Origin of the sequence: Propioniciclava sp. MC1683 (genome assembly GCF_014164675.1) — a bacterium.
In the GTDB taxonomy this organism is placed as follows: Bacteria; Actinomycetota; Actinomycetes; order Propionibacteriales; family Propionibacteriaceae; genus Propioniciclava.
Map to the genome: position 1 here is coordinate 1 of NZ_JACJFX010000056.1, position 7,975 is coordinate 7,975.

7 protein-coding genes are annotated in these 7,975 nt (G+C 65.9%); all 7 read left to right on the forward strand.

Annotated features, from left to right (window positions below; genetic code table 11):
• Positions 1-409 precede the first annotated feature (409 nt).
• The 7 genes from H5397_RS16635 (at position 410) to H5397_RS16665 (ending at position 7,681) form a co-directional block, all read left to right on the forward strand.
• Complete coding sequence (locus tag H5397_RS16635) at positions 410-757, forward strand: hypothetical protein (RefSeq protein ID WP_182818822.1); 348 nt, start codon at positions 410-412, stop codon at positions 755-757.
• 388 nt (positions 758-1,145) lie between these two features.
• A complete protein-coding gene (locus H5397_RS16640) occupies positions 1,146-1,373 on the forward strand; it encodes a helix-turn-helix domain-containing protein (protein ID WP_166233250.1) in 228 nt (75 codons plus the stop codon).
• 78 nt (positions 1,374-1,451) lie between these two features.
• Positions 1,452-1,868, forward strand: a complete 417-nt coding sequence (locus H5397_RS16645) for a helix-turn-helix transcriptional regulator (protein WP_182818823.1) — start codon at positions 1,452-1,454, stop codon at positions 1,866-1,868.
• Between the two features lie 41 nt (positions 1,869-1,909).
• Positions 1,910-3,859, forward strand: a complete 1,950-nt coding sequence (locus H5397_RS16650) for a cation-translocating P-type ATPase (protein WP_182818830.1) — start codon at positions 1,910-1,912, stop codon at positions 3,857-3,859.
• Complete coding sequence (locus H5397_RS16655; protein WP_182818825.1) at positions 3,856-4,770, forward strand: cation diffusion facilitator family transporter; 915 nt, start codon at positions 3,856-3,858, stop codon at positions 4,768-4,770. The genes H5397_RS16650 and H5397_RS16655 overlap by 4 nt, the downstream gene beginning before the upstream one ends.
• Before the next feature lie 389 nt (positions 4,771-5,159).
• Complete coding sequence (locus H5397_RS16660; RefSeq protein WP_182818826.1) at positions 5,160-5,651, forward strand: hypothetical protein; 492 nt, start codon at positions 5,160-5,162, stop codon at positions 5,649-5,651.
• A 443-nt stretch (positions 5,652-6,094) separates the two neighbouring features.
• A complete protein-coding gene (locus tag H5397_RS16665; RefSeq protein WP_182818828.1) occupies positions 6,095-7,681 on the forward strand; it encodes an endonuclease NucS domain-containing protein in 1,587 nt (528 codons plus the stop codon).
• The last annotated feature ends 294 nt before the right edge of the window (positions 7,682-7,975 follow it).

The window sequence follows — 7,975 nt, forward strand, 5'->3', positions numbered from 1 at the left end:
CCTATCCCGACGGCGCGAGCTCCGGGAAATCCCGCTCCCAAGATCTTCCTGCCCAGCGCCTCAAAGACGCCAAGCCCGTCCTCCGCGACCTTCCCGTCGGATGGAATCACTGGCCGCGCCCGGCCCCGCCTCTTGATCAACACGGCCTAGCGGCAGCACCCAAGCTCCGGAGTGCGTCTGGCGCCCGTGGCGCCGGGCCGCGGTGGTGCGGGTGCGGCCAATCTCAGAAGCGGCCATGACTGGCTCCAAGCTCTCCAGGGCGGAATCTTGTACGGGAAGACTAAGCATGGATCTTGGGGATTTCGAGCCCCATCCCTTCCGAACGTTACCACATCTACACCGTTTAGCGGTATAGATTGCTGATCGTGTCTCGTCTCCCCTTGCCGCGGACCACTGAAACAATGGGCGCGTGCCTGCCTACTCCGACGCCCCGCTCCCTGTCGGGTTGGACGCGTTGGTCGGCATGGGCATGAACCGCGTCAAGCTCGCCATCGCCGTCGCGCTGGCTGAGCACGGCGGCACCCTGAGTACCCCCGGCCTGGTCGCTGCGCTGGAGGGAACCGTCGCCGGCACCACGATCGTTCGCAATCTCCATGAACTCGAAGACCACGGCTACGTCAGCGGCGACCCTCCCCTCAGGGACCGCCGACGGCGCCTCACGCACTGGACGCTCAACAACGCCAAGCTCCACGCGGACCTACGGGCGCTCATCCAGGCCACCACACCTTCCGCCCAATCCCCGACTGCGGCAGGTTGACGGGCGGCCGGGTGCAGTTCCAATCACCGAACGGGAACCGGTGCGTGCGAGTTGGGCTACGGACGCCGCCTGCCCCCCCGACGCAAACGGCCTAACTCCTTCTTCACAAGGCGTGACGTTCGCGTGAGGCCGTGCCCAGCGACAGGGCGGTTGTTGGGCACGGTCACCGGGCCAGCCGTCCGGCACAAGAACGGCCTGGCCTTGACCTTGGTGCCGTTAAGGCCTCGCGGTGCGCGCAACCCTGCTCCCACAAGGGATGACTGCTCGTCGCTCGCCCAGGAAGCGACCTGGGGAGTCATCGGAGACCGAGCCGGGGCTGCGGCCAGGAGTACGTCGAGCTGGTCTTGTGTCCCTAGAGGCCCACGTGGGCCCAGAAAGGGACAGCGCCATGACCATGCGAACCTACGAGTCGTTGCCCACGGCCGCTGCGCGCATCGGGGTCAGCGTGAAGACCATCCGCCGCCGGATCGCCGAGGGCGTCCTCCCCGTGTACCGCTGCGGCCGCATCCTCAGGCTGGACCCAGACGACGTCGATGCCATGTTCAGCCGGTATCCCCAATGGTCGACAGCGCCGCAGGCCTCAGCGAGGGCCCGGACCGCTCAACGGGCCTCATAGCCTGGCTCGACGGAACGGGCAGCCAGTCCCGCTTGAGCACCACGCGACACTAACGATGCATGACGCTACTATCGTCACATGACGATACCGACTGCCGTTGAGAGTGCGCCCGATGGTGGCGACCTGCAGGTCGCGGCTGCCTTGTTCCACAGCCTGTCCGACCCGTCCCGGCTGGCCATCTTGCAGCACTTGATCTTCGGAGAACATCGAGTCCGCGATTTGACCGAGCACCTGGGGTTGGCGCAATCGACGGTGAGTGCCCACCTGGCGTGCTTGCGGGAGTGCGGGTTGGTGGTGTCGCGTCCACAAGGGCGGGCGTCGGTCTTCTCGCTGGTGAGCGCACCGGAACTGCTGGCCGTCTTGGCGGCAGCGGAGCGACTGCTGGCTACCACCGGCCAGGGGGTGGCGTTGTGTCCGAACTACGGGCTGGGCACCACGACGAACCCCACACCGGAAGAACTGAAGGTACATGCCACGGTCGGGGCGGACCGGTGAGCGGGCAGGAAGATCCGCACGGCGACGAGCGCGAGGAAGGCATGTCGGCGTGCGGGTGTGATGCCCCCATTGCCACGGCGCCTGGCGACGACGACGCGGTGGACCACCTGTGGCAGGTGCGTGACATCCAGCTGGGGTTGGTGTCCGGCGTCCTGCTGCTGGCCGGTTTCCTGACCGGCCTGGCCGGATGGGAAACGGTCAGGCTCGTCCTCAGCGGGGTGGCGTTGCTGGTCGGCGGGTCGACGTTCATACCGGGTGCGTTGAAGAAGCTCGCCAAGGGCAAGCTGGGAGTGGGTCTACTGATGACCATCGGCGCCGTGGGCGCCACCCTCCTGGGCCAGGTCGAGGAAGCAGCGACCCTGGCGTTCCTGTTCTCCCTCAGCGAAGGCCTGGAGGACTACTCGCTGGCCAAGACCCGGCACAGCCTGCGCGCCCTGCTCGACCTGGTCCCCCGGCAGGCCACCGTGCTGCGCGACGGCGACGAGGTCGTCGTCGATCCCGACGAGCTCATCCTGGGCGACCTGATGGTCGTCAAGCCGGGCGAACGGCTCGCCACCGACGGCGTCATCCGCACCGGCCGGACCGCTCTGGACACGTCCGCGATCACCGGCGAATCCATGCCGATCGAGGTCGGCCCTTCCAGCGAGGTGTACGCCGGTGCGATCAACGGCACCGGCATCCTCGAGGTGGAGGTGACCTCGACCGCGGACAACAACTCGCTGGCCCGAATCGTGCACATCGTCGAGGCCGAGTCGTCCCGGCGCGGGACCACCCAACGGCTCGCCGACAGGATCGCGAAACCGTTGGTGCCGGGGATCCTCATTGCAGCGGCCTTGACTGTGGTCGCCGGCTTCGCCGTGGGCGACCCCGGCCTGTGGCTGCAACGAGCGCTGGTCATGGTGGTCGCCGCGTCCCCCTGCGCCCTGGCCATCTCGGTGCCGGTCACCGTCGTGGCATCCATCGGGGCGGCCAGCCGGCGCGGCATCCTCGTCAAGGGTGGCGCCGCGATGGAGGTCCTCGGCAAGGTCCGCACCGTCGCCCTGGACAAGACCGGAACCCTCACCCGCAACCAACCCGTCGTCATCGAGGTGACAACCACCGGCCCGCACACCCGCGAGCAGGTGCTCGCCTGGGCCGCCGCGCTTGAGGCACGCAGCGAGCACCCCCTCGCCAAGGCCATCCTCGCCGCCACCGAAACCACCACGACCGCCGACGACGTGCAGGCGGCCGTCGGCGCCGGACTGACCGGCACCCTGGACGGGCACAGCCTAAGGTTGGGGCGTCCCGGCTGGATCGAGGCAGGCCCACTCGCCGGCGACATCGACCGGATGCAACAAGCCGGGGCCACCGCCGTCCTCGTCGAGGTCGACGGGCAGACCACCGGCGCGATCGCGGTCCGCGACGAACTCCGCCCCGAAGCCGCCCATGTCGTCGCCCACTTCCGCTCCCACGGCTACGCCGTCGCGATGCTCACCGGGGACAACCCCACCACCGCCCGAGCCCTCGCCGCCGAGGCCGGGATCACCGACGTGCACGCCGACCTGCGACCCGAGGATAAGTCGACCATCATCCACAGGCTGCGGGAAAGGGGCCAGGTCACCGCGATGGTCGGCGATGGCGTCAACGACGCCCCCGCGCTGGCCAGCGCCGACTTGGGCGTGGCCATGGGCGCCATGGGCACCGACGTCGCCATCGAAACCGCCGACGTCGCCCTGATGGGCGACGACCTGCGCCTCCTGCCGCACGCGTTCGATCACGCCCGCTACACGCGCCGGATCATGCTGCAGAACGTGGTCCTGTCGATCGCGTTGCTCGCGGTCCTGATCCCGCTCGCCCTTTTCGGCGTCCTGGGGTTGGCGGCCGTGGTGCTGGTTCACGAGGTGGCCGAGGTGTTCGTGATCGCCAACGGTGTCCGCGCGGGCCGCACCACCCACCTGCCCACCCTCACCGCATTGGCCGACAGGCCCGCCCTGCAAGGAGCGACAGCGTGAGCACGGGCCACGACCACGCGCCGCAGGGCGCCCATCGGGGCAAGTTGGCGATCGCGTTCGGGATCACTGCCACCATCCTGGTCGCCGAGCTCATCGGCGCGTGGTGGACCAACAGCCTGGCGCTGTTGGTCGACGCCGGCCACATGCTCACCGACGCCTCGGGCCTGCTGATGGCGCTCATCGCCGCAAACCTCGCCCTTCGTCCACCCACCCCCGAACGCACCTGGGGTTGGCGGCGCTCCGAAGTGCTGGCCGCTGGAGCCCAAGCCGCGGTCCTGCTCGGGGTCGGGGTGTACGCGTTCGTCGAGGGTGTTCGGCGCCTGTGGACGCCCCCGGAGGTCACCGCCGGCGGGCTGCTGGTGTTCGGCGTCGTCGGTCTGGTCGGCAACATCGTCTCGATGCTGGTACTCAGCTCGGGCCGCGGTGCGAACCTCAACATGCGCGCCGCCTTCCTTGAGGTCGTCAACGACGCCCTCGGATCGGTGGCGGTGATCGTGAGCGCGGTCGTCATTGCGCTGACAGGGTGGACCCGGATCGACGCCCTCGCAGGCATGCTGATCGCGACCCTGATCGTGCCGCGGGCGATCACCATCCTGCGGGAGGCGGGGAGCATCCTGCTGGAGTCCACTCCTCCGGGGTTGAACCTCGAAGAGGTCCGTCGTCACATCCTGGAGGTGCCGCACGTGGTGGGGGTGCACGACCTGCACGCTTCCACCATCGCCACCGGTCTGCCGGTCCTCACCGCCCACGTTGTGGTCGAGGAGGCCTGCTTCGCCGACGGCCACGCCGCCCAGATGCTGACCGATCTCCAAGCGTGTGTGGCCGACCACTTCGACGTGAGCGTCGAGCACTCCACCTTCCAACTCGAATCACCCGACCACGCGCAACGCGAACACACCACACACAGCTAGTTCGATCCCTCAGTCCCGACCAGCGCCAGGAGCGCAATCGTGCTCCCGCCCCGCGGCATGAGCGAGCGTTCGTCAGACACCCAGCAGGGCTTCCGTCCCAGCACAGACGAGCGCACGTGTCCTCTCGGTGACCTCGACTCGGCGATGGTGCCGGCGGGATCAGCGGACGGCAGGTGGTGACAGCGGCCGGGGTGAAAGAATCGGCCATTATGAACGCTCGTCTGCGTACCTTCGCCGCTTCGCTTATTACGCTGGCACTCGCCAACGGGACCTTGGGGTGCGCCAGTTCTGCGGATTCTCGCTCCTCCGACGGGCGTCCGAACTGCTCCCAACTGCTTGACGCGGCCATCAGCTACGAGCGAACGGGCAGAGGTGATGCGGATTCTGTCATGCAGGCGCTGGCCGATAACTGCTCGAATGAGTACGACATCGCCGTGGACTACATCTCAAACAGAGTTCCTGGACCTGGCTCGGGTTCCTCCTGCGATGAACTCCGCGCCTTTGGGAACCGGGAGGAGGCAGTCACCCTCTTGGAGCAGGAGGGCACGTGCACCTCACGTGGCAACCGGCCCGGCATGGGGCAGCAGTGGCCCGAAGGCGGTCTGGGGTGGGACGAGGCGTCAGATCACGTGGGGACTGTTCAGCGCGTGTGCGGCCCCCTCATGAGCGGACGAGAGACGGCAGATGGCACCTTCGTGAACATCGGCGAGGATTACCCGTCTCCTGACCGCTTCACGTTCGTTCTCTGGGACTCCTACATCGACCCGATTGAACCCGGGACCACCGTGTGTGGGAGCGGAAAGATCCGGTTGTACAAGGGCGTGGCCCAAATGGACGTGCGGGATGCATCGGCGCTCGAACTCTGGAGTTACGACGGCTAAGCACCGGTCCTGACTTACGCCGGTCGTCGATCTGGTCAAGTTGGCGCAGATCGTGGAGGTAGGACGGACGGGGTCGTAATAGGACGCCGCGCTCCTCAGCCGCAGGTTATCGTCCGCGGCGCGGCATGACCGTGCGTTCGCGCGCGCTCTCGTGGGCGTCCCTAGGCTGGCGGCATGGAGCCACACCCCGGGTAGGTGGTCGACACTGTGAGCCAGATCCTTGGGTTGGCTGCCCCCCGCGCCCCGACGAGGGGCTGCTGTGGATGGAATTCTGGTTCTTTTGGGAGGGCAAGGGCTCCGAGCATGTCCCGAATGCAGCGTTGGAGCTTGCTGGCGGTCTGAGCACGGTTATGAGGCCAGACACCCAACGAGGCCTCGTGCGCGCCCACGCGGCTGTAGACGAGCGTCGCCCTGTACTCTGCACGCCATGAGGATGGTTCCGGGTGACTCGCACAGGAGTCACCCTCGCGAGTTCCGAGGCGCTTGTGTCTGCTCAGCGATCTGAATCTGAACTCCGGGACTACTTGGCTGAGCACCTTGAGATCGTCGAGCCTGACCTGACGCTGGTAAAGATGGAATACCCTCTCGCGAACCCAGCGGGAGCGCGCGGTTTTATCGACATCGTTGCACGTGATTCATGCGGTGACTTGGTGGTCATCGAGCTCAAGAGGTCCGACCAGACTGCGCGACAGGCCCTTCATGAACTTGAGAAGTATGTCGCACTGCTCGCCGCGGACCGGGGGGTGCGAGTAGATCGACTGCGTTGCATCTTGGTGTCCACGACATGGCACGAACTCGCCGTACCATTCGCGCGGTTTCTACAGCATGTCGACTTTCACGTGCTCGGACTGGTGTTGAAAGTGGGTAACGACGGACTTCCTATTGCAGCGGACCCCGCTCCTCTCCCCGACCTTGCCGGGGGACTGGAAGCATGTCCATTGCATCTCGACCTGCTCTTTTGGAATGCGGGTAGCCGCGAAGAGGCAGCCCGCTCTATCGATGGCCGCCTTGGCGAACTCTGTGTTGAGGACTACATCACTGTTCATATGGATTATGAAGGCGGCGAAGATTGGGTCATGTTCCCGCACAGCGTGTATCTCGTGCTCGCCGAGTTCTCGTCGCCCATCCAAGATTTCGTAGTGAGCACGGTCCCCGGATACGAGGAGCATGCCCTGCAACACACGCCTTGGGGGGCAGAGCAACTTGCACAGACCGCCGTTGTGGAGGTGGCCGCAGCGGACAGCGTGGAGATGGGCAGCCCTGACAGGTTCAAGAGTGCACAAGGCTGGCGGATCGTCCAGGTGGTCGGCCATGGTCGATACTCAGAACCTCTCGTTTGGACTGAGGCGCAACTACTGGGTGTTGTCGGCGCTGATGGTGATCGGTATTCGACAGGATTCACACGTCGTGTCCGGGGCGCCAATGCTCCGGCTTGGGCGCGAATGAGTCGCGATCTTGACGGATGCTTGCAGGGTGCGGGCGACTGGCCGGCCATAGTCAGCGCATGGCTCAACGAACGCGAAGTGGATTCAGAGGTGAATCTCAGGGTCACTGCCTACGTGCCGAACGACATCCTCGGAGGCCTCGAGCGGCTCGCGCGAACGGGCCGTTCTGACTACCTGCCAACCTTGTCCATGGTTGCGCGATCACCCACCCAGACAAGACTCGTGAAAGGCGATTTGCATTGGAACGGAACGACGTTCGTTGAGTCTCCGGACCAAACACTGAGCGTCGTTTTTCGTGACTTCATGAGCTATGCATTCGCGCAAGCTTCTGGGGCGCTGCGGGAGTTCGAAGAGCGACTGTGCACGCTTCACGGACTTCGGTACGAGTTGGTCGAGACGTTGCTTGGAGAGTCGCAGGATCCAATCTCTCACACCCTGCTAGGGCTGAGGCAGGACCACTCGCTCAAACGAGCGCCGTTTAGGGCAGACGGTCTCAAGGACGTTCAGGCATTCGCGAGCGCGAACCCAGAGTACTTGCGTGCACTGCGGGCGACGTTCGACGCGCACGTGATGCGCGCTGACTAGCGTCTGGTCGCCCCTCATCCGCCGGGCACAAGCACGCGCAGATCGCGGCATTTCCGGATGTTCGAGGACCCGGGTTCCGCAGTTGGTGGGCAGATGAATCGCCTGAATTGGCGGGTTGACTAGGGCGTGTCGCGTAACTGATTTGGGTGGTGGGGGTCAGGGTTGTCTTTGTGACCAGGAGTCCTCAGTTCAGTGACGAGATGTGGGCGCGGATTGAGCCGTTGATGCCGCGTGGGGGCGCGAAGGGCGGCCGTCCGTGGAATGACCACCGGCGGACGGTGGAGGGCATCTGTT